Source organism: Saccharopolyspora rhizosphaerae (assembly GCF_003931915.1).
GTDB classification, from domain to species: Bacteria; Actinomycetota; Actinomycetes; order Mycobacteriales; family Pseudonocardiaceae; genus Saccharopolyspora; species Saccharopolyspora rhizosphaerae.
The window spans coordinates 27,756-50,096 of record NZ_RSAA01000004.1 but is presented as its reverse complement, the minus strand read 5'-3'; the positions used below and the strand labels follow the sequence as shown (position 1 = coordinate 50,096).

The 22,341-nt window shown below is 72.8% G+C and carries 19 protein-coding genes and 1 other RNA gene; 10 read left to right on the top strand and 10 right to left on the bottom strand.

What is annotated here, in order from left to right:
- On the bottom strand, positions 1-723 hold the full coding sequence (locus tag EIL87_RS03620; protein WP_125088934.1) for a maleylpyruvate isomerase family mycothiol-dependent enzyme: 723 nt from the start codon (positions 721-723) through the stop codon (positions 1-3).
- 991 nt (positions 724-1,714) lie between these two features.
- On the opposite strand from EIL87_RS03620, the gene EIL87_RS03615 reads away from it, so the two are divergent.
- Positions 1,715-2,296 carry a TMEM165/GDT1 family protein gene (locus tag EIL87_RS03615; RefSeq protein WP_233575999.1) on the top strand — a complete coding sequence of 194 codons (582 nt, stop codon included), beginning with the start codon at positions 1,715-1,717 and terminating at the stop codon, positions 2,294-2,296.
- Between the two features lie 76 nt (positions 2,297-2,372).
- Positions 2,373-3,419, top strand: coding sequence for a saccharopine dehydrogenase family protein (locus EIL87_RS03610; RefSeq protein ID WP_125088714.1), 1,047 nt, complete (start codon positions 2,373-2,375; stop codon positions 3,417-3,419).
- 228 nt (positions 3,420-3,647) lie between these two features.
- Here the strand turns inward: EIL87_RS03610 and EIL87_RS03605 are convergent, their stop codons facing one another.
- Entirely contained in the window at positions 3,648-4,199 is a 552-nt protein-coding gene (locus EIL87_RS03605) for a VOC family protein (RefSeq protein WP_125088713.1), read from the bottom strand.
- Positions 4,200-4,283: 84 nt separating this feature from the next.
- Here EIL87_RS03605 and EIL87_RS03600 point away from each other — a divergent pair, with 84 nt between their 5' ends.
- Positions 4,284-4,769, top strand: coding sequence for a GNAT family N-acetyltransferase (locus EIL87_RS03600; protein ID WP_125088712.1), 486 nt, complete (start codon positions 4,284-4,286; stop codon positions 4,767-4,769).
- A gap of 311 nt (positions 4,770-5,080) precedes the next feature.
- Here EIL87_RS03600 and EIL87_RS03595 read toward each other — a convergent pair whose 3' ends face one another.
- The 4 genes from EIL87_RS03595 to EIL87_RS03580 are packed head-to-tail and all read right to left on the bottom strand — an operon-like array spanning position 5,081 to position 13,288.
- Complete coding sequence (locus tag EIL87_RS03595) at positions 5,081-6,301, bottom strand: DUF2399 domain-containing protein (protein ID WP_233575998.1); 1,221 nt, start codon at positions 6,299-6,301, stop codon at positions 5,081-5,083.
- 26 nt (positions 6,302-6,327) lie between these two features.
- A complete protein-coding gene (locus tag EIL87_RS03590) occupies positions 6,328-10,446 on the bottom strand; it encodes a TIGR02680 family protein (protein WP_233575997.1) in 4,119 nt (1,372 codons plus the stop codon).
- The gene (locus EIL87_RS03585; protein WP_125088710.1) at positions 10,443-11,642 is read right to left on the bottom strand and encodes a TIGR02678 family protein; all 1,200 of its coding nucleotides are present in this window, start codon (positions 11,640-11,642) and stop codon (positions 10,443-10,445) included. Before EIL87_RS03585 ends, EIL87_RS03590 begins: the two co-directional genes overlap by 4 nt.
- Complete coding sequence (locus tag EIL87_RS03580) at positions 11,639-13,288, bottom strand: TIGR02677 family protein (RefSeq protein ID WP_125088709.1); 1,650 nt, start codon at positions 13,286-13,288, stop codon at positions 11,639-11,641. Before EIL87_RS03580 ends, EIL87_RS03585 begins: the two co-directional genes overlap by 4 nt.
- A gap of 137 nt (positions 13,289-13,425) precedes the next feature.
- On the opposite strand from EIL87_RS03580, the gene EIL87_RS03575 reads away from it, so the two are divergent.
- Complete coding sequence (locus EIL87_RS03575; RefSeq protein ID WP_125088708.1) at positions 13,426-14,361, top strand: cobalamin biosynthesis protein; 936 nt, start codon at positions 13,426-13,428, stop codon at positions 14,359-14,361.
- Between the two features lie 126 nt (positions 14,362-14,487).
- On the opposite strand, the gene EIL87_RS03570 is transcribed toward EIL87_RS03575, so the two are convergent.
- Genes EIL87_RS03570 through EIL87_RS03560 form a run of 3 tightly spaced genes read right to left on the bottom strand, consistent with a single transcriptional unit; the run spans position 14,488 to position 16,738 of the window.
- The gene (locus EIL87_RS03570; protein WP_125088707.1) at positions 14,488-15,372 is read right to left on the bottom strand and encodes an SURF1 family cytochrome oxidase biogenesis protein; all 885 of its coding nucleotides are present in this window, start codon (positions 15,370-15,372) and stop codon (positions 14,488-14,490) included.
- A 47-nt stretch (positions 15,373-15,419) separates the two neighbouring features.
- Positions 15,420-16,283 carry a fructosamine kinase family protein gene (locus tag EIL87_RS03565; RefSeq protein WP_199740252.1) on the bottom strand — a complete coding sequence of 288 codons (864 nt, stop codon included), beginning with the start codon at positions 16,281-16,283 and terminating at the stop codon, positions 15,420-15,422.
- Entirely contained in the window at positions 16,283-16,738 is a 456-nt protein-coding gene (locus EIL87_RS03560; protein ID WP_125088705.1) for a low molecular weight protein-tyrosine-phosphatase, read from the bottom strand. The genes EIL87_RS03565 and EIL87_RS03560 overlap by 1 nt, the downstream gene beginning before the upstream one ends.
- A 66-nt stretch (positions 16,739-16,804) precedes the next feature.
- Here EIL87_RS03560 and cobC point away from each other — a divergent pair, with 66 nt between their 5' ends.
- The 4 genes from cobC to EIL87_RS03540 are packed head-to-tail and all read left to right on the top strand — an operon-like array spanning position 16,805 to position 20,556.
- Positions 16,805-17,851, top strand: a complete 1,047-nt coding sequence (cobC, locus tag EIL87_RS03555; RefSeq protein ID WP_125088704.1) for an Rv2231c family pyridoxal phosphate-dependent protein CobC — start codon at positions 16,805-16,807, stop codon at positions 17,849-17,851.
- Positions 17,832-18,707: a Nif3-like dinuclear metal center hexameric protein gene (locus tag EIL87_RS03550; RefSeq protein WP_125088703.1), complete on the top strand. Its 876-nt coding sequence runs from the start codon at positions 17,832-17,834 to the stop codon at positions 18,705-18,707. The genes cobC and EIL87_RS03550 overlap by 20 nt, the downstream gene beginning before the upstream one ends.
- Entirely contained in the window at positions 18,704-19,429 is a 726-nt protein-coding gene (locus EIL87_RS03545; RefSeq protein WP_125088702.1) for a zinc ribbon domain-containing protein, read from the top strand. The genes EIL87_RS03550 and EIL87_RS03545 overlap by 4 nt, the downstream gene beginning before the upstream one ends.
- Positions 19,426-20,556, top strand: coding sequence for a bifunctional RNase H/acid phosphatase (locus tag EIL87_RS03540; protein ID WP_125088701.1), 1,131 nt, complete (start codon positions 19,426-19,428; stop codon positions 20,554-20,556). The genes EIL87_RS03545 and EIL87_RS03540 overlap by 4 nt, the downstream gene beginning before the upstream one ends.
- A 73-nt stretch (positions 20,557-20,629) precedes the next feature.
- On the opposite strand, the gene EIL87_RS26720 is transcribed toward EIL87_RS03540, so the two are convergent.
- On the bottom strand, positions 20,630-20,806 hold the full coding sequence (locus tag EIL87_RS26720) for a hypothetical protein (RefSeq protein WP_158628574.1): 177 nt from the start codon (positions 20,804-20,806) through the stop codon (positions 20,630-20,632).
- 276 nt (positions 20,807-21,082) lie between these two features.
- Here EIL87_RS26720 and rnpB point away from each other — a divergent pair.
- Together rnpB and EIL87_RS03530 are read left to right on the top strand one after the other, a co-directional pair.
- An RNA gene (rnpB, locus tag EIL87_RS03535) (RNase P RNA component class A) lies at positions 21,083-21,475 on the top strand.
- 575 nt (positions 21,476-22,050) lie between these two features.
- On the top strand, positions 22,051-22,341 hold the full coding sequence (locus tag EIL87_RS03530; RefSeq protein WP_125088700.1) for a hypothetical protein: 291 nt from the start codon (positions 22,051-22,053) through the stop codon (positions 22,339-22,341).

Sequence of the window (22,341 nt, the reverse complement as noted above, 5' to 3'; positions counted from 1 at the left end):
CTAGCCGGCGGCGAGGTGCGAGCGGTCCGCCGGTGCCGGGTGCGGCGGCCACGGGCCGAGTTCGGGCAGGTCTCCGGAGGGCAGGCGCTGCGGAGAGCGCCCGGCCAGCCATGCGGCCAGGTCGTGCGCCCGGCCGGTGATCTCGACGTCGGCCACCGCGCTGATCTCACCGTCGGCGGACCAGCGCCGCGGGCCATCGGTCTGCCGCAGCGCGACCCCGGAAGGCAGCCTGGGCAGCAGGAATTCGATGGTGTGGTGGCAGAACTCCTCGGTCCACTCCTGCGGTCCGACGCCCAGGTCCAGGTCCACGAGGTGGATCCACACCTCGCGCCAGCGCATGTGCACGATCCCGGCCAGGTCGCCGTTGCGGTAGCGCACCGGGCGTTCCCAGTCGGCGGGGGAAGCGTGCGACCAGACGGCTTCGAGCACGCCGATGTGGCGGTTCAGACCGTCGTGGTGGGAAAAAGCGTTCCCGCCGGAGAGCCCTTCGACGATGGCGTCGCGCTCGGCCTGGCCGCCCTCGTAGGCATCGACGAGCTCGCCGTTGAGCGCGAGCGAGCACACCCGCGCGTAGGCGCGGGCGTTGTCGGTGAGATGTGCGAGCACGTGCCCGCGGGACCAGCCAGGCAGGAGTGAGGGGGCGGCCACCTGCTCATCGGTGAGCGTGGCGGTGAGGCCGAGCAGCCGCCGGTGGCCCTCTGCAACAGCTTTCAACGGAGGCATCACGCGGCGTGATCCTAGGGGCGGATCACCGGTTTGAAACCACCTCGCCTCGATCGGTACCCGAAAGAGGTTACGTGCGCGCTGTTATCAAACCGTGTTGTGCCAAAACGACATTCGGGCTGCGCAGCTGTCCCGGCGGCCGCGCGCCGGTGGGACAGCGGTGCCCCCAGCCCAGCCGTTCGGCCAGCTCTTGAAGGCTCTGGCGAACCATGCGGCCGTCGCTCCGAGGAGAGGGAGCGGCGGCCGCGTGGTGGGTGTGGGGGTCGATGCGTCGGTCGCCTCTCGGCGAGTGGCGCGACGCGGCTCCTGCCGGACGGTGTTCCGCGAAGGCGATGGGTGAGGCCCGGGGACACGGAACGCATCGACCACCCCTTTCAACGGCGAGGGGCCCGCGGGTCTTCCCGGGCTGGGGGTGAGCCCGCTCTCGTCGAGTCGAGGGGCCGGCAGGCGCGTGCAGCGCTGTCTCGCCCGCCCACCAGGATGCTGGACCTGCCGCTGGCTCGGACCCGTTGGTGACGCACACCGGTGCGGCCGTCGCTCCGAGGAGAGGGAGCGGCGGCCGCGTGGTGGGTGTGGGGGTCGATGCGTCGGTCGCCTCTCGGCGAGTGGCGCGACGCGGCTCCTGCCGGACGGTGTTCCGCGAAGGCGATGGGTGAGGCCCGGGGACACGGAACGCATCGACCGCCCCTTTCAACGGCGAGGGGCCCGCGGGTCTTCCCGGGCTGGGGGTGAGCCCGCTCTCGTCGCGCTGGCGCACCTGGATTTGCGGCATGCCGAAAGGAGCATTTGGCGGAATGGAAATGCGAATTGCTACGCGCCCCGATCTTCACCGCATTCGATGTTTCCGGTAGCGTCGATTCGCGGTTGAAGGGGAGTAGTCCGCGAATTCGCGGTCGACATGCTGGTGCAACAATTTCGCACCCGGTCGCGAGCCTTGCGTTCGAGGTGGACGAGACCTTCGGAGTCCTCTGGAAGGTGGTTTTTCCGCATCGTGCTGGGCAGCGTTGCGCTGAGTTCTGCGGCGATCTTCGTGGCTGAACTGGGCGACAAGTCGCAATTGATGGCGATGACGTTCGCCACTCGATACCGGTGGTGGCAGGTGCTGCTCGGCATCACCGTCGCCACGACCGTTGTGCACGCGATTTCGGTGGCTCTCGGGTTCGGCCTCGGCGAACTGCTGCCGACCGAGTGGATCGCACTCGTCGCCGGCATCGCGTTCCTGTTCTTCGCGGCCTGGACGCTGCGTGGCGACCACCTCACCGAGGAGGAGCGGCAGAAGGCCAACCGCAAGTTCGGCTCCGCGGTGCTCGTGGTCACGCTGGCGTTCTTCCTGGCCGAGCTCGGCGACAAGACGATGCTCGCGACGGTGACCCTCGCCACCAACTACGACTGGCTCGGCACCTGGATCGGCTCGACGGTCGGCATGGTCCTGGCCGACGCGCTGGCCATCGGAGTGGGCCTGCTGCTGGGCCGGCACCTGCCGGAGAAGGCCGTCCGCTACGGCGCCACCGCCCTGTTCGTGCTCTTCGGCGGCTGGCTGATCGTCGACTCCGTGCTCGCGCTGAACGGGTGATCGGCGACGCCCAGGCAACCCGTGACCGCTCTGAGCGGTGTTCGTTAGCGGGGGTGAGGACGGCGAAGGGAACGCGATGACCTGGATGATCTACGGCGCGAACGGCTTCACCGGCCGCCTGGTGGCCGACCTGGCGGTGGAGCGCGGGGAACGGCCGGTGGTCGCCGGTCGCGACCCGGGCAAGGTGGCCGCGTTCGCCGCCCCGCGCGGGCTGGAGTCGCGGATCTTCGACCTCTCCGAGCCCGCCCGGGTCGCCGAGATGCTGCACGACATCGACGTCGTCGCGCACTGCGCGGGACCGTTCTCGGCGACGGCTGCGCCGGTGGTCGAGGCGTGCCTGCGGTCAGGCACCCACTACCTGGACATCACGGGCGAGATCGACGTGTTCGAATCGATCTTCGCCCGGCACGAGGACGCCCGCGCGGCCGGAGTGGTGCTGCTGCCCGGGTCCGGCTTCGACGTGGTGCCCACCGACTGCCTCGCCGCCATGGTCGCCGCCGAACTGCCCGGCGCGACCAATCTCGACCTCGCTTTCCAGGCGGGCGGGCGGATCAGCCCCGGCACGCTGAAGAGCGCTCTCGAAGGCGCCGCGCTGGGCGGGCGCGCTCGCGTCGACGGCGAGCTGCGCACGGTCCCGCTCGCGTGGCGGCGCCGCGAGGTGGCCTTCCCGTCCGGACCGCGCCAGGTGACCTCGCTGCCGTGGGGCGATGTCGCGACCGCCTACCGCAGCACCGGCATCGGCACCATCACCACGTTCGCCCGGCTGCCCGTGCCGGAGGTCGGCGACGGGGTTGGCAAGCTCGGGCAGAAGGTGCTCGGGTCCGCGCCGGTCCAGCGCGCGGGCAAGGCCGCCATCGGAGCCTTCGTGAAGGGCCCGGGGCGAGCGACCCGGCAGCACAGCTGGGTCGAGGTCTTCGCCGAGGCCACCGACGCCGAGGGCCGCTCGGTCTCCGCGGCGCTCATCGGGCCGGACACCTACGACATGACCGCCGACGCGGTCCTGCGCTCGGTCAGCGCCCTCGTCGCCGACGCTCCGGCCCCAGGCGCCCACACCCCCGCCACAGCCTTCGGCGCCGACTTCATCCGCCGGCTCCACGGAGTGAAGATCATCGAACCGGCTTAGACCTGCTCGGGATCACCTCGCTTGACGGTGCTCGCTGTTCAAGTGCAGCGACGCCGCTGTTCCAGGTGTGGGACACAGCCGGCACCGCCGCAGTTCCTGAGCGGTTCCGTGGCGAGCGCGCCGTGACGCCGTGCACCCGCCGTACTCCAGGGAGTGGCGCAGAGAGCCACGGAGCCGCTGTGCCCTCCTGCTCCTGTCCACACCGCCACGCGGAGCGACGCCTCCCCCCTATCCGAGGACGACGCGGAGCATTCCTGGCTTGGGGTGCTCGTTGTGGAGGAACTCGAGGTGCGGGCCCTCGCCCGTGGGCGGGCGCAGGGAGACGAACTCGGCCTGCTCGATGACCACGTCGTAGTCGAGCTCGTCGGCCCACGCCCTGCCCTGCTCACGCGGGTCGGTGGTGTCGACCACGACCGCTGCGAGCGGGCCGGTGCAGGCGTAGATCTTGCGAGGTTCGAGCACGCACAGCTCGTTGCCCTCGACGTCGGCCATGACCACCCACGGCACCTCGGTGCTCTGGCCGATGTCGGCGAACCGGGCACCGTGGTTGAACAGCCGCTCGACGATGTGGTTCTGCTCCCCGTGCGTCTCGCTGCGCAGGTCCAGGTGCACGTCGTTCTGCCCGTCCTTGGTGTCGGACGTCGGCACGAACCGCAACGGGACACCGGGACCGTCGGGGCGGACTTCCGTCCCTCCCACGACGGTCCAGCCCAGCACCTCGGCCCACCACGTCGCCAGGCGCTCCGGCTCCTGCGCGGCGAACTCCACGACCAACGGCATACGGGGAAGCTACCTGAACCGGGCAGAACGGCACTCCGGGAAAAAGCCCTGGCACCGGCGAGCCCGATCGTCGAGGCTGGGGGCATGGAGATCAGGGAAGCCGAGGCCGCCGACTGGGCGGAGATCTGGCCGTTCATGCAGCGGATCATCGCCGCGGGGGAGACGTTCTCGTACGAGCGCGACCTCGACGAGCAGCGCGCGAGGGAGCGGTGGTTCCCCGCGCCACCCGCGCGGACCGTCGTGGCCGTGGACGGCGGGCGCGTGCTGGGCACGGCGATCTCCGGCCCCAACCGGGAAGGACCGGGAGCGCACGTGGCGACCGCCAGCTTCATGGTCGACCCGGACGCGGCCGGACGAGGCGTCGGCCGCGCCCTGGGGCGGCACGTGCTGGACCGCGCTCAGGCAGACGGCTTCCGCGCCATGCAGTTCAACGCGGTCGTTGAGACCAACACCCGCGCCGTGGACCTCTGGAAGTCCTTGGGCATGGAGATCGTCGCGACGCTGCCGGAGGCCTTCCGGCACCCGGAGCACGGCTACGTAGGACTCCACGTCATGTACAGGATGTTCTAGGTGTCCGTGGTCTGGCTGAGCGGTGCGGGTGGCAGGACCTGAGCGGCTCCGAGGACTCCGTGCGCCGCTCCTGGTGCACGGCCGGTACACGGCGTCGTGGCGTACTCGCCACGAAGCCGCTCAGAACCTGCGGCGGTGCGAGCTGAGTTCCGCACCTGGGGGAGCGGCTGCCGCCGTGGGCCGCGTGGATCCCGGCGGTCGTGCTGGTGCGAGCTGGGGAGCGGCTGCTGCCGCTGGCCGCGTGGATCCCTGCGGTCGTGCTGGTGCTGGTTGAGTGCCACACCGGGAACGGCGGCTTCGCCGCATTGCTCCTAGAGGCCCTGGCGGAGGTCGGTGAGGAGGGGTTGCATGGCCTGCTCCTCTTCGATGGCCCTGGCCGTGGTGCTCATCAGTTCGGCCAGTTGGGGGTCCCACGGAGTGGGGACGGGTGCGCCGATGAGGTTCGGGAGGTCCGTGCGGTCCTGCGCCGCGCGGTCGAGGGCCGCGCGGTAGTCGTCGGCCGACATGCGCCAGGGGACCGCACCGTGCCGCTGGGCGGTGAGGGCAGCCGCGACGCCGGGCCAGTCGAAGTCGGCGTGCACGTGCAGCACGGCGCCCTCAGCGGTCAGGCGTTCGAGGAGTTCGCGGGCTGCCGTCGACGGCAGCCCGTTCAGGCAGATCACCGGGTGCCGCAGGCCTTCTCGGACCGCCGCCTCCAGCACGCGGGGATGCTCGCAGACCGCGATCGGGGTGCCGGACGCCACGAGCCGTGACGGGGCGGCCTCGAGGTCCAGGTGCGTCAGGTGCGCGGGGAGCCCGAGCTCGGTGCGGGCGCGGACAACCGCCGACCAGGCGTCGTCACCGGAGACCGGCAACGCCCAGGTCAGGACCGTCGCGGACACCGCGTCGGGCGCGACGCCGCAGCGCTCCCAGAGGGCGCGGCGGTCGCGCTCGTTGCCGGGGAGGTCGACGCCCTGGGCGAGCGAAGCGGCCTTGAGCACCACGCGGCTCAGCGCGGTGCCGTCGTCCAGCGAGTGCGGGAACCCGGTCCGCCCGGCCAGCGTGGCGCGCGAGGTCCAAGAGCGCGGCGGCTCGGTCAGCGACATCGACGCCAGCACGCGGGCGGCGGCGTGCGCGATACCGGTCAGCTCGGCCTCGCCGATCCGGCCGTACTGGCGCACCCACCGCAGCCACGGCCCGGCCCACGACGCGCCCGCCAACCCGTGCTCGTCGAGGACCGGCAGCAGCTCGTCGTCGAACTCCGCAGCCGGTCCGGCCACCTCGACCGAGCCGTGCAGGGCCTCCAGGACCTGGGAGATCCCGACGCCGAACCGGTTCTGCACCGCGTCGTCCAACTTGGACACGCTGATCCGGGTGCCCTCGCCCCACATCGGCCGCCCGTAGAGCTCCCCGACCGCGGCGCGGGTCGCGTCGTCGGGCAGTTCCAGCCGGAACGTGGGCCTCGAGGACGCCAGCGCCTCCCGCGCCGCCTCCCACAGGCCGCGCAACTCCGGTCCGCCGAGCGCGTCCCGGATCGCGTCCGTGCTCGCCACGGCGGAACCTCCTCTGGGATCGCTGGTCAGGTGTTCGGACGCTGCAGGTCCGTGCCCGTCCAGGTGGTGTGCGTGGTCGCGATGCCGTGGCCGCTGCGCGGGCGCAGGACGTCGTAGATGTGCATCTTCGGGATCTTCGGCGACACGCCCCAGCCGCTCGGCCACGTGATCAGCCAGTCCATGTCCAAGTCCACCAGCAGCCCGAGCATCCGCGCGATCGTCGGGTCGTCCAACCGCTCGAACGCCTCGTCCAGCAGCACGAGCCGCAGCGGGCCGCGTCCGTCCGAGGACACGCTGACGGCGTCGTAGAACGCCGCCGCTGCCGCGAACAGCGTCACGTAGGAGATCAGCCGCGTCTCACCCGAGGACAGCTGCCGCAGGCGGCGGACCCGGGGCTTGCCGTCCGGGCCGGTGTCGCGGACCCGCACGGTGAAGGCGAACCAGGACCGGTAGTCCAGCGCCCGGGCCAGGATCTCGGCGTACCCGCCCGAGGCGCTGTCCCGTTCGGACTCGATGAGGTCGGTGAACACCCGCCGCAGCAACGCGTCCTGGTCCTCGCTGCGGTGGGCGAACGGCGTGCGCACCAGCTCGATGGCCTGCTTGATGTCGTCGCCGAGCGCCGCCGAGGGCTGCCACTCCAGCTGGACGTGCACGCCCTGGCTGGAGCGGGCGCTGTCGAGGACCTCGTTCATCCGCCGGCACAGGTCCTCGGCGATGGTCATCTGCCCGCGCAGCCGCTCCGCCAGGTCCCGGATCAGGTAGTCGGCGAAGATCGACTGGTACCGCTCGTTGAGGTACCCGCGCTGCTCACCCAGCCTCTCGGACACCCGCCGCGCGGCTTCGGCGACGGGCTGCGGGCCCTCCTCACCGGTGACGGTCACCGTGAGCAGGCCGTCCTGGTCGGCAGCCGAGATGTCGTAGTTCCCGCTGAGCGAGTGCTGCAGGGTCTGCAGCCGGTTGAGCACGGTGGACTCGTTCGACCCCTTGCGGTCCGAACCGGCCAGCAGCTCGGCGGCGTCGGACAGCTCGCCCGGCGGTTCGGAGGAGACCTCCGCCGCCGCCCACAGGCCGGGGATCTGCAACGCCCGGCGGAACGCGGTGGTCGCCGACTCGGCGTCCCGCTCCCGGCCGGCCAGCTGGGACTGCTTGTTCTCCAGCTGGGTCTCCAGCCGCGCGGCGGTCTCGCGCAGCGCGCTGATGCGTTCGCGCTCCTGCGGCAGCTTCTCGCGCAGCTCGGCGCGCTCCCGCTCGAAACCGCTGACCTTGTCGGAGATCTCCTGCGCCGCGCCACCGACCGCCGAGGTCAGCTCGCCGAGGCCGTTGGCCTGCTCGGCGTACTCGGCGCAGCGCCGTTCCGCCTGCGACTCGGCTTCCATCCGGTCGGCGACCGCGACGTCGTGGTGCAGCGAGATCTCGCGCAGTTCGGCCAGCGTGGGCAGGCAGCGGGATTCGACGGCGTCGCGCAGCGCGTCGATGCCCGAGCGGGCCTCCACGGCCGCCCGGTGCGCGGCGTCGAGCGCCTGCGTCTCGGCGGGGAGCCCGGCCTCGCCCGCGGCGCGCACCAGCTCGCTCTGCGCGGCCTGCCAGCGCTGCTCGACCTCCAGGTGCTGCTCGCGCAGCTGCACGACCTGCCGCTCGGCGTCCTCGGCGGTCTCGAGGGCGGTGGTCAGCTTCGCCTGCGCGGTCAGCAGGTCGCCGTCGTCGGGGAAGACCTCCACGTGCTGCTCGAGGGCGGCCGCGTGCTCCCCGGCCTCGCGCTGGCGCCGTTCGGTCTGACCGACCGCTTCGCGGAGTCGCGCGAGCTCGTCCTCCAGCTCGGCGACCCGGCGCGCCCGCGCGTCCTCCCGCGCGCCCGCGCCGACGAACTCGGCGGCGTCCTTGTGCCAGGTGCCGCTGAGCACCCCTGCCTTCCAGGAACCGTTGGTGGACACGGACAGCCCGGTGCCTCCGCCGGTGGACACCGTCGCGAGCAGTCCGGCGACGCGCTCCGGCGGCACCGGGGAGTCCGCCACGGCGGCCGGGGTGAGCAACGAGGCGAGCGTGCCGCCGGTCGTCGGGTCGACCGGAGCGGCGGGGCCGGCCAGCAGGTCGGCCAGGCCGGGCACGTGGCCGTCTGCGGTGACCCAGGCGTTGAGCAACCCGCTGGACTGCAGCGCCGCTTCCAGCCCGGCACGCTCGGCGTCGCTCAGCGACGGGGTGAAGTCGACCAGCTCGTAGAAGGCGCGGCCCTGCGACGGGTCGCGTTCGGCCTCGGCCCACGACGGCAGTGCCGGCCGCCGCTCGTGACCGGCCCGCAGCTCGGCGAGCTCCTCCTCGCGCACGCGGGTTTCGGCCTGCAGCTCGGTGATCTCCTGCTCCACCGCCGACACCGCGCGCCGCGCCTCGTGCAGCTGCGGACGCGCCCACTGCCGGGCCTGCTCGCGCGCCTTGCGGCTGGCACCGCGGTCGTTGCTGAGGTCCTCGACGGTCGGCGGTTCCGGGGCGGGCTGCTCGGTCGCGGCGGGCCACTCGGTGGCCCACTTGCGGGCCAGCTCGACCCACACCGCAGCGGCGTCGGCGAGCTCCTGCTGGGCCTGGTTGCGCCGGCCCGCCGCCTCGGTCGAGGTCAGCTGGGCCTGGCGGGCGTTGCGCTGCAGCTCGGTGACCTGCGCCTGCTCGGCGTCGAGCTCGACGGCCTGCTGGTGCAGCGCGAGGGTCAGCGCGGCACGGTCCCGCGCCTCGGTCGCGGTCTGCGCGGAACTGCCCACCACGTCCCGGAACTGGGCCGCCAGCGCGTCGGCGTCGAGCTGCGGCGGCCGGTAGCGGTCCACAGTGGTCGGTTCGGCGTCCGCTTCTGGGGAGGTGCGCACCTGGTCGGACTCGGCGACCAGCTCCGCCGCCGGGACCGGCGGCGGGTGCGGCACACCGGAGCCACCCAGGCCCGCGGTGCTCAGCTGCTGCCCGGCGCGGGTCGCGGCGTGGCCTGCGGCCTCGGCGTCACCGGTGAGCCGGCGCAGCACGCCCAGCACCGACTCCGCCGAGCGCGTCTCCTGCGCCCGGTGCCGCGTCGCCGTGTCGAGCGCGGAAACTGCTGCAGCGCGCGAGCTTTCGACCAACTTCTCGCGGTCGCGGAGGTTCTGCAGCTCCGAGTAGGCGGGGTGGGAGCGCAGCGCGTCGATGCTGGACTCCAGCTCGCTCTCGCGCTGCTCCAGCTCGGCGATGGTGCGCTCGGCCTTCTCCCGGTCCTCGCGCTTGGCGGTGCACTTCGACTCGAGACCGGTCAGCTCCTCGCGCAGCGACGCCAGCTTCTGCTGCGCGGTGCGCATCGCCTCCGACCGGTCGCGCAGTGCGCCGAACGCGTAACCGGAGTAGGTGGACAGGAACGCGGTCAACGCCTTGTCCGCGCCCGTGAGCCGGACGATGTTCTCGCGGATCGACTCCAGGTCGTCGAACGAGGTCGCCAGCCGCTCGATCAAACCCGCGTCCAGCGGCGGCAGCGCGTCGGAGAGGATCTGCTCCAGCTGCCCTTCGAGCACCTTCAGACCCACGTCGGGGTTGCGCAGGGTGCGCTGCAGGTGCAGCAGGTCGCCGTAGCGGGCGGCGGGCACGCCGTAGACGGTGGCGGCGACCTTCGCGCGGAACGACTGGTCGTCGAGCACGCAGTCGGCGCCCAGCAGCTCCCGCAGCTGCGCCGCGCCCAGCGGAACCCGGTCGGCACCCACCAGGTGCAGCGTGTGGCCGACCCGGCGGCTGGTGATGAACCGCCACGAGTCGCTGATCGACTGCGAGGTCTTCGACGCCTTCACCCCGATGCCGCAGGTGAGGAACTCCTCGCCGCCCTCGGGCGTCTCGCGGCGCAGCTCGATCCAGGCGTAGCCGATCCGGTTCGGCCCACCGGGGTACTCGTCCAGCATCAACCGCCGGATGCTGACCGTGTCGAAGCCCTTGGAGCCCAGCTGGCGCAGGTCGCCGTCCAAGCACAGCGGCAGCAGCAGCTCCAGGGTCCGGGACTTGCCGGAACCGTTGGTGCCCTGGAAGATCGCGCGCCCACCGTCGAGGTCGAAGGTCGTCTCGGCGTACTGCCAGATGTTGACGATCCCGCCGCGGTGCAGTCGCCACCGGTGGGCGGTCTCCGCCACGGCCGCTTCGGTGCTGTGTGGGCTCACCGGGATGCCTCTTCCATCTCGTCGAACAGTGACCATCCCGGCGGTTCGGGTGCCGGCGGCTCGGATTCCCGTTGCTGTTGCGCCGGTGTCGCGTCCGGTTGCGGGAGCCAGCGGTGCGCCGCCGGGCTCAGCAGCCACGACCCGTCGGACTCGGCCAGCAGGCCGAGCCTGGTCAGCAGGTCGATCACCGAGCGCACCAGGGCTTGGTGGTCCTCGGTCGCCTGCCGCGACCACGCCGACGGGTAGGCGTCCACGAGCTCCGAGCACACGTCGGCGAAGTCCTGCCAGCTCACCGGATGCCTGCCGGCGGAGTCCGGTTCGCCGCGGTCGAGCAGTTCCGGCAGCGCCAGCAGGGCGATGCGCGCGACCGTGGCGGGGCCGGGGAAGGCGAGGTCGGTGAGGTAGTCCTCCGGGTCGCAGACCACCACGCCCTCGGCGCGGACCTCGCCAACCAGCCCGAAGAACCGCTCCAGCAGCCGGGATTCGCCGACGACGTGCTCGCGCAGCCAGTTCGCCTGCTCGGGCGGCAGGTCCGCGTAGAGCACGACCGGGTCCTCGACCAGTCGGCGCCGCACGGCGTGCTCGACCCGGCGCGGTCCCGCGGCGGAGGCCAACTCCACCAGCTGCTGCGGGTCCTCGGCCTCGGCCAGCGGGCCGGCCACCAGCTGGCCCAGCATGTCGGTGTCGATGGTGATGAGCGCTTCGGCGGCCGACTCGGCGGTCACCGAGCCCTCGGTCTCGGTGATCACGCCCAGCGCGACGAGGTGCCGCAGCGCCGAGGTGAGCGCGCGCCGGTCCGCCGGGTCGTCGGAGACCTCGACCTCGGCCTCCGCCGCGGCCGCGCGCACATCGCTGACCAGTCGGGACAGCAGGACCTGGCGGCCGATGCCGGTCATCGCGGCCAGCGCCAGCGCGAAGTAGGCGTAGCCGCGCGGGCTCAGCGATTCCACACCGCGACCGGCGTCCTCGCCCGGCCCGGACTTGTACAGCCGCGCGAAACGGCGCTCCACCACGAGCCGGTACCCCAGCAGGCCGGAGAAGACGTCCTGCAGCGCGGCGCGCTGCCGGTAGATCATCGGCAGCAGGTCACCGTCCGGGCCGTCGGCGCGCAGCAGCGGCCTGCGCAGCAGGACCCGGGCGCAGCGCACCACGTTCGCCGCGTCGATGTCGGGGAGCTCGTCGAACGTCGAGATCATCGGGCGGCTCCTCGGGCGGCGGGGGCCTCGGACTCGGGCAGGCCGCCGTCACCGGCCAGCTCCAGCACCGTGTCCTGCAGCGTCAGCTCACCGGCTTCGCTGCGGATCCGGGTCTCTCGGCCGGGTTCCGGGCGGACGGTCACGCGCAGCCGGTGCACCGGGTCGAGCGCCGACCCCTCGTCCTCGGAGCTGTCGCGCTGCGCCATCGCCAGCGTCAGCAGCTCGCAAAGCACCCCCAGCGCGTCCGGCGACAGCGTGCTGCGGGCGACATCCGCGCCCGCTCCGGCGAGCTCGGCGACCGCCGCGCTGCGCCGCTGGTCGGCTTGGCGGGCCTGCTGCAGCAGGGTCTCCTCGGTCATCGGGTCGTCGAGCACCCGCGAGGTGCGTCCGCGCGCACCGCGATCACCACGGCTGCGGACGCTGACCGTCACGTCCTGCACCGGCCCGTCGCGCCACGGCACCTTGTCGTTGTCGGAGTCGTAGTCTGGCGCGGGCTGGAGGTGCCGCGCCGAGTGCAGGCCGAAAGCCGCCGCGTAGAGCCGGTGCGCGCTGCGCTCGTCGGCGCGGTCGAACCACTTCGCCAGCTTCAGCAACTCGCCCCGCCTGCCCGGCACGAGGCCGCCGCCGGAGGTGGCGCGCTTGACGCTGGCCAGCAGCGAACCGATGGCCCGCGCGGTGGCTTCGCGCAGCGCGGCGACCTGGCTGGGACGACCGGGCGAGTCGACGAACCAGTCGGTCAGCTCCTGCCAGTCGGCCTGGGTGCGTCCGCGCGCCCGCTCGACGTCGGTGCCCAGCTGGTCGGCCGGGCCGAGCAGCCGCAGCAGGTCGTCGCGGGCCCCGGTCAGGCCCGCCAGCGAACCGGCGATGGTCTCGGTGTGCCGCAGCACGTCCTCGACGACCATCTGGATGTACTCGACCAAGAGGTTGCGGAAGCCGGAGATCTCCTCCGGCGCGAGCTGGTGGCGGGTGACGACCTGGCCCAGGTAGGCGTAGAAGTCGCGGACCGTGGCGGCGAGCTCGGCGTGCTGCAGGAACACGGTCGTGACCTGCTCGGCGAGCCGTTCGCGGGCGTGGCGGGCCTGCTTGGCGCCGGCGTCGTGGCGTTCTGCGGCCAGCGCCTCGGAGAGGGCCTTGCCGATGCCGGCCAGACCGCGGTCGATCGCGGGCAGCAGCTCGCGGGAGACCTCGCGGGCGCCCTCCGGCACCCGCAGCAGCGCGTCGACGTCGCGCTGGACGCGGACGGCGAGCTTGCTGACCTGGTAGCGGACGCTGCCGTGTTGGAACTCGGCGATGCTCGAGGCGATCGTCTCGCGGCGCCCGACGACGAGGTTGCCCCACTTGACCAGCTGCTTGAGCCGGTCGATCACGGTGTCCACATCGGACTCGCCGGCGGCGACGCGGCCCTCGCGCTCGGCCGCCGCCAGGGCCGCGGCCACTTCACCGGCCGAGAGGTCCGCGAGCAGCGTCGAGGTGAACAACCGCATGATCGCCAGGTACGTGCGGTGCTCCGGGGCCTGCAGGTAGGCGAACAGCTGCAGGCGCTGGGCGTCGTCCAGCGCCGTCCCGGCAGCGGGCACCGGCACGTCGGTCGCGTTCCCCGCGACACCGGCGCGCAGCACATCGGCTTCGTGATCAGGGGCCGTCACGGTCCGCCACGATATCCCGTCGCCCGGACACAGCCGGTCACGCGGGATGCCGTGATCGGTCACACCCGGTCTCGCGGTAGCGTGCGGTGCTGTTTCCGAGTTGTCCGAGATCGTCTTTTCGGCAGGTGGAGGTGCGGGTGAGCGCGGGACGAGCCGTCGGGTTGCTGCTCGGCGTGGCGGCGGACGCGGCGTTGGGCGACCCCAGGCGCGGACATCCGGTCGCCGTGTTCGGACGCGTCGCCCAGGCGCTGGAGAAGCCGCTCCACCAGCACCGGCGCTCCGCCGGGGTCGTCTACACCGGGGCGCTCGTGGGCGGTGCGGCCGCGCTCGGCGCGCTGGTGCAGCGCGCCGCCCGCCGCAGCCCGGTCCTGGAAGCAGCTGCGACCGGCGTGGTCACGTGGGCGGTGCTCGGGGGCGCGTCGTTGGCCGACGAGGGCACGGCGATGGCACGGCTGCTCGACGCCGGTGAGGTCGAGTCCGCTCGCTCCCGCCTGGGCAACCTGTGCGGCCGCGATGCCGCCGTCCTCGACGGGCAGGGGCTGGCCCGCGCGACTGTCGAGTCCATCGCCGAGAACACCTCCGACGCCGTCGTGGCCCCGCTGGTGTGGGGCGCCGTCGCCGGCATCCCCGGACTGGTGGCCTACCGCGCGGCCAACACCCTCGACGCGATGGTGGGCCACCGCTCGCCCCGCTACCGCGAGTTCGGCTGGGCCTCCGCCCGGCTCGACGACCTGCTCAACCTCGTGCCGTCCCGGTTCGCCGCCGTGCTCACCGCCGCCTGCGCCCCGGTCGTCGGCGGCTCCGGAGGCGGAGCGTGGCGCACCTGGCGGCGGGACGCGGCCGCCCACCCCAGCCCGAACGCCGGGCAGGTCGAGGCCGCTTTCGCGGGCGCGCTGGAGATCCGGCTCGGCGGGCGGACGACCTACGGTCACGTCACCGAGCAGCGCCCGATCATGGGCGAGGGCCGCACCGCCGACGCCGGTGACGTCACCCGCAGCGTCGAGCTCTCCCGGCTGATCGGCGCGGTCACCGGGGCCACCGCCGCCGCGGCAGCCCTCCTCCGCCGCCGCTGACCCACCACAGCTCCGCCCGCGCCGTTCCGAGGGCTGGTCGCCGCGGTCCGCGGGGGTGCCGGTTCCCACGGGACCGTCCCCCGGCCCGAGGTGGACGGGCGGCGCCCAGGGAGGTGCTGAGCTCGGTCAGCCGCCGGGGTGGTGGAGGGAGTTCGCCTCGCCCCGCTCCTCGGCTTCGCGGCGCTCCTCCTCGGCGATGGCTTCGGCGACGGACAGCTTGCGCCGCTTCGCCGGGGCTCCCCCGGCGCCCGCGCTGCCGGTGTCACGGCGCCAGGCCGGGGCCGCCTCCGGCCGGAGCTCGGTGTACATGAGGTAGCTGATGGCGATGATCGCCATCACGCCGAACGCGATCCACTGCAGCGCGTAGGAGAAGTACGGCCCCGACTCCAGCCGCGGCAGCGGCAGTGCGCCCAGCACGCCCGGCTGCCCCTCGGTCAGCGCGAGGTAGCCCGGACGCAGCGGGAGGCCGGTGCCCTCGGCGACGGTTCCCGAGTTGACCGCGTAGGTCCAGCGGTGGCCGTCGTGGTCGAACAGCGGGCGCTGCTTGCTGTCGGTCTCATCGGCCCGGATCCGCGCGGTGATCGTCACCGGCCCCGGAGGTGGGGTGGCGTAGGCGGGGGCCTGCGTGCCGTTCACCGGGCGCACGAAGCCCCGGTCAACCAGCACCGTCGTCCCGTCCTGCAGCCGGAACGGGGTGAGCACCTCGAACGCGGGCTCGCCGAGCACGGTGCGCTGCCAGGCCAGCGTCTCGGCCGAGGGCACGTACTCGCCGGTCAGCACCACCTGCGACCACTCGGTGCTGACGTCGGGAGCCCGTCCGGCGGGCAGCACCTCGTCGAGCGGCTTCGGCGCGGCGTGGAAGGACTCCGCGATGGCCTGGTTGCGGGTCTCGGTCTCCTCGCTGCGCCCGAACTGCCACGGCGCGAGCGTGGTGAAGCACAGCCCAGCGAACACCACGACCAGCGCGATCGCACCCAGCCACCCGGGCCGCAGCAAGAACTTGAGACGCACACCCCCACGGTAGGCCGCGTGGCCTGCGCCGGAACTGAGACCCCGTCTCAGTGTGACGCGAGCGCCCTCCGCGCAGCCGCCGTGGCCTGCGCTGAGTAGCCGTAGCCGAACAGCACCGCGTGGACCAGCAGCGGGAACAGCTGGTGCAGCGCGATGCGGTCCCGCCAGCCTTCCGCCAGCGGGTGGACCTCGGTGTACGCCGCGACGATCCGGTCCAGCTGCGGGCAGCCGAACAGGTGCAGCATCGCCAGGTCGGTCTCCCGGTGGCCCCCGTGCGCGGCCGGGTCGATCAACCACGCCCGGTCCTCGCCCCAGTGCACGTTCCCGCTCCACAGGTCGCCGTGCAGCCGCGCCGGTGGCTCGGCGGGACCAGCGAGATCGGCGAGCGCCTCGCACACCTGGTCCAGCACCCGGGCCGAGTCCGCGTTGAGCACCCCCTCGTCCACCGCGCGGCGGACGTAGGGCTGCACGCGGTGCCGCGCGTAGAACGTCGGCCAGTCCTCTTCGGGCTCGTTGCGCATCGGCGCCAGCCCGATCCACGCGTCCGCGGGCCCACCGGGCGGAGCGCTGCCGAACGCGGGAGCCCCGGCGGCGTGCAAGCGCGCGAGCCCGCGTCCCAGCTCCTCGGCGGCCCGAGCCGACGGGGACCCGGAGGCGACGTGCTCGGTGACCAGCACGCCCTCGCCGTCGCCGAAGACCTCCGGCACCGCCACGACCCCCGGCTCGGCCAGCCACCGCAGCGACGCCGCTTCCGCGGCGGCCGCACCCGGCATCGACGGCGAGATCGACTTGGCGAACACCTCGGCGCCGTCCGCGAGCCGGACCGCGAAGGCCGCCGCCGTGTCACCGCCGGCGAGCCGCCGCGCCTCGGCGACCGGGCGTCCGGTGATCCGGGCGACCTCGTCGGCGATCACAGCTGCTCCCGCACGTGGGCCAGCAGGCCCGGCATCGCGGCCTCGACCATCGCCAGGACCTCCTCGAAGCCGTTCGGTCCGCCGTAGTACGGATCGGGCACCTCGGTGCCGTCGGCGTCCGGGTCGAACGAGCGCAGCAGCCGGACCTTGTCCGGATCGTCGGCCAGCCGCCGGACCGCCCGCAGGTGGCTCTCGTCCATCGCGACGAGCAGGTCCGCGCTCAGGTGCCGCTCGTCGACCTGCGCGGCGACGTGGTCGGTGGGGTAGTCGTTCGCGGCCAGCACCTTCTCGGTGCGCGGGTCGGCCGGCTCACCGACGTGCCACGGCCCGGTGCCGGCGCTGGAGACCCGGACCTGCGAGTCCAGGCCGGCTCGGCGCAGCTCCTCGGAGAAGATCAGCGCGGCCATCGGCGAACGGCAGATGTTGCCCGTACAGATGAAAGACACATGCACGTCCACCGAGGGTACGGATCCCCGGCACCCTGAAGCGATCCGACGTGGACGTTTAAACTGCCCACGATGAGCGGGGACGATCGAGAACTGTTGCGCCACCACGGCGACGTGGACGCGGCGCGCGGGCTCACCGACTTCGCGGTCAACGTGCGGCTCGACCGGCCACCGGCGTGGTTGCGCGCGCGACTGGCCGACGTCCTCGACGACCTCGGCTCCTACCCGTCGGCCGACGCCGACGAGGCCGCTCGCTGCGCCGTCGCTGCCAGGCACGACCGGCGGCCGGACGAGGTGCTGGTGCTGGCCGGGGCCGCCGAGGGCTTCGCGCTGCTGCCCTCCCTGCGCCCGGAACTGGCCGCGCTGGTCCACCCGTCGTTCACCGAGCCCGAGCTCGCCCTGCGCAACGCCGAGGTGCCGGTCGAACGGGTCCTCCTCGACGCGTCCGACGGCTACCGCCTGCGGGCCGAGCAGGTCCCCGACGAGGCCGACCTGGTCGTGCTCGGCAACCCCACCAACCCGACCTCGGTGCTGCACCCCGCCGAGGAGGTCCGGAAGCTGCTGCGGCCCGGCCGGGTGGTGGTCGTCGACGAGGCCTTCATCGACACCGTCCCCGGCGAACGCGAATCCGTGGCGCACCTCGCCGAACCGGGTCTGCTGGTGCTGCGCAGCCTCACCAAGATGTGGGGCCTGCCCGGTCTGCGCGCCGGCTACGCCCTCGGCGACCCGGCCGTGCTGGCCGAGCTGGGCCGCTACCGCCCGCACTGGCCGGTCAACTCGCTGGTGCTCACCGCGGTGCAGGCTTGCTGCGAGCCGCCCGCGATCGCCGAATCGCAGCGCGCCGCAGCGGAGTTCACCGAGCACCGGGCCGGACTGCTCGCCGAGCTCACCGGCCTGCCCGGCGTCGAGGTCGTGCGCTCCGCCGAGGCCCCGTTCCTGCTGCTGCGGGTGCCCGGCGGGGAGCAGGTGCGCGCAGCGCTGCGGGAACGCGGCATCGCGGTGCGCCGGGGCGACACCTTCCCCGGTCTCGACACCGACCACCTCCGGATCGCGGTGCGGGACCCGGAGCAGAACTCGTTGTTCGTCAAGGCTCTGAAAGATGTTGTGGAACGTGGGTGAGGCAGTGCGGATCCGGGACGTGATCGGTGCGCTGGAGAAGGCGTACCCCACCGAGCTCGCCGAGGACTGGGACGCCGTCGGCCTGGTGTGCGGCGACCCCGACTCGGTCGTCCAGCGCGTGGTGTTCTGCGTCGACCCGATCGAGGCGACCGTGGACGAGGCCATCGACTTCGGGGCCCAGCTGCTCGTCTCGCACCACCCGCTGCTGCTGCGCGGCGTGCACGGCGTGCCCGCCGACGACCACAAGGGACGCGTCGTGCACCGGCTGATCCGCGCCGGCATCGGGCTCTACTGCGCGCACACCAACGCCGACAAGGCGAAGCCGGGCGTGTCCGACGCGCTCGCCGGTGCCCTCGGCCTGAGCGCGACCCGGCCGCTGATGCCCACCGCTCCGGACGCCGAGACCGGGCTCGGCCGGATCGGCGAACTCCCGGCGGCCGAACCGTTCAGCGCGTTCGTCCGCCGCGTCGCCGACGGCCTGCCCACCACCGCGTGGGGCGTGCGCGGCGCCGGTGATCCGGACCGCGAGATCCGCCGCGTCGCCGTCTGCGGGGGCGCGGGCGACTCGTTCCTGAGCGCCGCCGCCGAAGCCGGTGTCGACGCCTACGTCACCGCCGACCTGCGCCACCACCCGGCCGGTGAGCACCTCGCCCAGGCCGACGTGCCCGGCGCGTCGGTGCCCGCGCTGGTCGACGTGGCGCACTGGGCCAGCGAGTGGCCGTGGTGCCAGCAGGCCGCGGACCTCGTGTCCGCCGCGCTGCCGGATACAGTCGAAGTCCTCGTTTCCACCCGACGCACCGACCCGTGGACCGTGCACGCCGGTGCGACCCCAGACCCAGGGAGGGCGCTCGCGTGAAAGCCGACCCCGCCGTTCAACGACGGCTGCTCGACCTCGCGGATGCCGACGCGGAGCTCAACCGCGTCGTCCACCGCAGGCGCACGTTGCCGGAACTCGAGCAGATCGGTGAGGCCGAGCGAGAGGTCCAGACCAAGCGCGACGAGCTCGTGGTGGCCCAGACGGCGTTCAACGACCTCGACCGGGAGGTCAAGCGCCTGGAGACCGAGGTCGACAACGTTCGCAAGCGCGAAACGCGCGACCGCGAGCTGATGGCCGCCGGCGGGCCCGCCAAGCAGCAGGAGGAGCTCGAGCACGAGCTGCAGACCCTCGAGCGCAGGCAGGCGGTCCTGGAGGACGAGCAGCTCGAGGTCATGGAGCAGCGCGAGGCGCTGGAGACCAACGTGACCAAGTCCCGCGAGGCCGTCACCGAGGCCGAGCAGCGGCTCGCCGACGTCCAGGCCCGCCGCGACGAGGCGCTCCACGAGCTCGAGGTCGCCGAGACCCGCAAGCAGCACGAGCGCGAGGTCCTCGTCAAGGCGCTGCCGGACGACCTCGTCGCCCTCTACGAGCGGGTCCGCGGCCAGCGCGGCGTGGGCGTCGGACTGCTGCAGGGCTCGCGCTGCGGCGCCTGCCGCATCGAACTCGACCGGCACGCCCTCAACGAGGTCCGCGAAGCAGCCCCCGACGACGTGGTCCGCTGCGAGGAGTGCGGCGCGATCATGGTGCGGGAGAACAAGTGAGAGTCATCGTCGAAGCGGACGGCGGATCGCGCGGCAACCCGGGGCCGGCCGGCTGCGGCGCGGTGGTGCTCGACGCCGACACCCGCGCCGTCCTCGCCGAACGCGCCCTCGGTCTCGGCGAGACCACCAACAACGTCGCCGAGTACCAGGGCCTGATCGCCGGGCTGCGCGCCGCTCACGAACTCGGCGCCACCGACGTGTCGGTGCGGATGGACTCCAAGCTGGTCATCGAGCAGATGGCCGGGCGCTGGCGGGTCAAGCACGCCAACCTCCAGCCGCTCCACGCCGTCGCCCGGGAGCTCGCCGCCGACTTCGAGCGCGTCGACTACGAGTGGATCCCGCGCGCCGAGAACTCGGCCGCCGACCAGCTCGCCAACGACGCGATGGACGGGCGCACCGTCGACTCCCACCCGCCCGCGGACGACCCCGACCCGGTCTCGGAGGCCGAGGGCGCCGCAGCCCGGACCAGCCCCGCGGGCTGGCAGGACCTCCGCGGTGCCCCGGTGAGGATGTTGCTGCTGCGGCACGGCCAGACCGCCATGTCCGTCGACCGGCGCTACTCCGGTCGCGGAGACGTCGAGCTCACCGAGCTGGGGGAGCGGCAGGTCCACGCCGCCGCCAAGCGGCTCGCGGCCATGGACGGCGTCGTCACCGACGACGGGCCGGCACCGATCATCACCTCGCCGCTCACCCGCGCCCGGCAGAGCGCTCAGGCCGTCGCGGACGCCACCGGCGGTGAGCTCGAACTGCACGACGGCCTGCTGGAGACCGACTTCGGAGAGTGGGAGGGGCTGACCTTCCTCGAAGCCGCGGAACGGTACCCCGACGTGCACCGCAAGTGGATCGGTGACCCGACCGTCGTGCCGCCGGGTGGGGAGAGCCTGGCCGCCGTCCACGAGCGGGTCGCCGCGGCTCGCGACGACCTCGTCGAGCGGCACGCGGGCGGGACGATCGTCGTCGTCAGCCACGTGACCCCGATCAAGTCCCTGCTGCGGATCGGCTTGGGCGTCGGGCCGGAGGTCTTCTACCGGATGCACCTCGACCTCGCCTCGCTGTCCATCGTGGAGTTCTACCCCGACGGCAACGCCTCCGTGCGGCTCGTCAACGACATCTCCCACTGGGCCTGACCGGGGGAGGCCCTCGGGCCTGCTCAAGTGTGCGGGGACCGGAACTCAGACGTCTGAACTCCGAGCACCGCGACTAGAGCACGTCTCCCGGGATCCGCGACTCGAGCACGTAGCCCGGGATCCGCGACTCGAGCACGTAGCCCGGGATCCGCGACTCGAGCACGTAGCCCGGGATCCGCGACTCGAGCACGTCGCAGGCGGCACCGCTGTCCTCGTCAAGGGCCGATGGACAGCCCACGGCGGTGGACACCCCTGCGCGGTGCCGTCTGAGCCCCCGTTCCCCATTCGCGCGAAGTTGGACGGTCGAAGTTCGCGCGAACTTCGAAGGCGCCTGCGCGGTGCGGGTGCGGGGTGGGTGCTGAACGGAGTGGCTCCCGTCGTGATCTCGAACAGCCGCTGGGCGCGCTCCCCGCAGGTCGCTCGCGGGTGGAGAACGCGCGGGCTGGGCCCCGGGCCGCCTGGCCGACGGTGGGGGCGGGGCTCGGCGGAAGGGGTAGCGGTGCGGCGGTAGGATCGCTGGTGCGGAAGAGCCGGTTGAGCGGCCGCGGCGGGCTCCGACCCGTCGAGGAAAGTCCGGACTCCACAGAGCAGGGTGGTTGCTAACAGCAACCCGGGGCGACCCGCGGGAAAGTGCCACAGAAAGCAGACCGCCCGGCGTTCGCGCGCCGGGTAAGGGTGAAAGGGTGGTGCAAGAGACCACCAGCACCCCGGGTGACCGGGGTGGCTCGGTAAACCCCACCCGGAGCAAGGCCAAGATGGGCGTTCCGACGCCCGCGCGGACGTTCGAGGGTTGCTCGCCCGAGGTTCGCGGGTAGGCCGCACGAGCTCGTCGGTGACGGCGGGCCTAGATAGATGGTCGCTGAACGGTCGGTCGCAAGACCGCCGGGAACAGAATCCGGCTTACAGACCGACTCTTCCGCTCCCTCCTCCGAGGACGTTCCCCAGGACCCTCCGCGTCCGGCGGTGCGCGCCTCCGGCGACGTCCGGCGCTTCGCACTACTCCGTTCGTCGCAGCGGTTTTCGGCCTCGCGGCCTAGGTGGCGGAACCCATGCCCTGACGAGAACCGCCCGTGCCGCGGGCGTTACCCTGAGCCGTGCGCGTCAAGATCACCTCGTCCCTCCGGGTTCGGCGATCACGTCGAGTGATCCAGTCGGGTGCTTCCTGGCGCGGTGTGCGGAAATCCACTGGACCACCGCGATGTTCACGGTGCGTTACGAAGGGGCTCGCAAGCGGGTGAACAGCCACGAGATCCAGGCTCGAAACCGGCCTCCTGAGCGCCGATTCCGCGATCACCAGCCCGTGGTCGCCCGCTCGAACGGCCGATGCGCCGCGTGATGCCCGCTGTCGCGCCGCGCTGCAACCCGCCACACCCGAGCTCGCAACCACTACTTCTGGTGACCATGTCATGTTCTACTCGTACCGGCGCGTTGCGGATCACCGCCACGCGTTGAGGTACCGGCCCGCCGACACTCCGCGCAATCAGGGGTAAAGAGATGACCGCCATGCCGCTGGAAACACTGGCGCACCTGGACGTACTCGCGCAGCAGACTCAGCTGGGCACCGAAGGCATTCGCGGTTGGATCCTGAACAACCTGCTACCGCTGCTGCTGCTGACCGTCGCGATCCTGCTGCTGTGGCTCGGCGGCGGCAAGGGCGACAACGCCGGCGTGATGCGCCGACTCGGCGGTGTGCTGGTCGCGCTGGCCATCGTCGGCATCGCCGTCACCAACGCGGGCATCGACATCGGCACCTTCATCGCTCAGCTCTTCAGCACCAACGGGTGA